Raw genomic sequence first — 481 nt, forward strand, 5'->3', positions numbered from 1 at the left:
TGCTTCATGTCCATGCCGACCCTGGTACCTAATCCTTTCTGCTCACTACCCTTTCCGACATGAGCGTCAGTGTTATCCCAGGGGGCTGCCTTCGCCATTGGTATTCCTCCACATATCTACGCATTTCACTGCTACACGTGGAATTCTACCCCCCTCTGACACACTCTAGCTATACAGTCACAGGCGCCATTCCCAGGTTAAGCCCGGGGATTTCACGCCTGTCTTGTATAACCGCCTGCGCACGCTTTACGCCCAGTAATTCCGATTAACGCTCGCACCCTACGTATTACCGCGGCTGCTGGCACGGAGTTAGCCGGTGCTTATTCTTCAGGTACCGTCATGAAACCAGGGTATTACCCCGGCCCTTTTCTTCCCTGACAAAAGAGCTTTACAACCCGAAGGCCTTCTTCACTCACGCGGCATTGCTGGATCAGGGTTGCCCCCATTGTCCAACCTTCCCCACTGCTGCCGCCCGTAGGCT

General features: G+C 54.7%; 1 rRNA gene. It reads right to left on the reverse strand.

The features are described 5' to 3' along the window. Positions 1-481 (reverse strand): 16S ribosomal RNA (locus CRD59_RS08115); the annotation flags it as partial.

It is taken from the genome of Bifidobacterium xylocopae (assembly GCF_003315615.1).
GTDB classification, from domain to species: domain Bacteria; phylum Actinomycetota; class Actinomycetes; order Actinomycetales; family Bifidobacteriaceae; genus Bombiscardovia; species Bombiscardovia xylocopae.